We start from the raw sequence: 1,456 nt of genomic DNA on the forward strand, positions 1-1,456 counted from the left end.
GCCCTCCCACAGCAGAGCCTTTAATCGATCTCTGCGCCTTCCGCAAAACAAAAACAGGCTGTCGGAAAACAGATCGAGATCAAATTCCTCTCTGATTATCGCTGCAAGACCGTCTATTGATTTACGCATATCGGTATGCCCACAGACGATGTAGATATTGGCAGCAGAAAGTTCCTTCAGCATTGTTTCAACCCTCTGAACAGAGCCATAAGCATATCTTCGGAAGTATCCCCGGAAAGCTCAACTTCAAAGCCTTCCTTGCGTATTATTATCTTTCCGGTATCCGAAACAGCATTGTTCTGCGGCACCGAGACAGAGGCGGAAACACTTACGGGAACTATGCTCTGTTTCTCACTGCCCTCGATAAGCTCGGTTCTCAGCACATTCAGACGTTTATAGTAGGTACTGACATTGATGCCGTTCTCGCTGCACCACTCATCGACCTTTTTGCCGCTCGCCTGGCACTCGCTGACCATTTCAGCCCATTCCTTATGCCTCAGCTGCATTTTGATCTCAGATATTTTTCCCATGTTCATTACTCCTTTCGGCTTGCGTATTATCTTTCAGAGTAATTATATCATATTGGGTGGGCTGTGTCGGCTCGGGGGATTGGTTGGCGGTTACGTTACATTTCCCCATAATCATGAATGCCTCTGATGGGCATTTCCGTTCGCCAGAGTATATAGTAAGAGCGAGCTGCCGTTTCGACAACTCGCTCTGCTGGTCATTCATCCTCATCGCTGCACTCATCCAGCCCGTGAAGCAACTGAATGTAAACGCATTCTGCACGGTCATTGCGGGTGCGAAAATGTTTTCGATATAGTATCGGGAATATTCATTCCTCTGATCCTACCAACACATAGTTACTGTCAATATTATTTTCTGAAATACATTCGTACACTTTTTCGTGGATCTCACTCATATACTCACCCCAGTTTTCGATCTCAGAACGATGAGAATGATCCACAAAAGTTCTTACAATTACAATGTCGTGGTTTGGTCCATCAATATTCCAATTTCCTGAATCCTGTATTCCCACACTGACACCAATTTTGTAACCATTTTCTTCAATGCATTTATCTATCAAACTTTTTATCTCTACGGCATTGGTAATCGGTTCTGATGATGATTTATTTTCAGAAGAACCCGCGGACTTCTCACTGTCATTCTTCACAAAAACAAAAATCGCCACAACTGCCCCAACAAGAACACAAAGCAATACTGCTATTATAACTTTCTTTTTCATAGTACGCACCTGCCTTTAATAAGAAATGTACGGGTTCTCTGTAAAACTGAAGATGATACTTTGAAATTCTTGAACCGGAAATAATTTCATATCGTATTCCGAACGCGAAGATGTTTTTATTATAGTGTCGGGGATATACTCATTCATACAGGTAACCAAACACATAATTTTCATCAATATTATTGTCCGAAATACATTCGAGAACTTTAT

General features: G+C 42.3%; 3 protein-coding genes. All 3 read right to left on the bottom strand.

Features of this window, described 5'->3' with window-relative positions; all coding sequences use genetic code 11:
* Positions 1-183 (bottom strand): IS66 family insertion sequence element accessory protein TnpB (gene tnpB, locus BM265_RS19480; protein WP_143098801.1); only part of this gene is annotated, 183 nt, incomplete at its 3' end.
* Entirely contained in the window at positions 177-530 is a 354-nt protein-coding gene (tnpA, locus tag BM265_RS19485; protein ID WP_074963567.1) for an IS66 family insertion sequence element accessory protein TnpA, read from the bottom strand. The genes tnpA and tnpB, both read right to left, overlap by 7 nt.
* 305 nt (positions 531-835) lie before the next feature.
* The gene (locus BM265_RS19495) at positions 836-1,246 is read right to left on the bottom strand and encodes a hypothetical protein (protein WP_074963569.1); all 411 of its coding nucleotides are present in this window, start codon (positions 1,244-1,246) and stop codon (positions 836-838) included.
* Between the last annotated feature and the right edge of the window lie 210 nt (positions 1,247-1,456).

The sequence above is a fragment of the Hominimerdicola alba genome (assembly GCF_900112155.1).
GTDB classification, from domain to species: domain Bacteria; phylum Bacillota; class Clostridia; order Oscillospirales; family Ruminococcaceae; genus Hominimerdicola; species Hominimerdicola alba_D.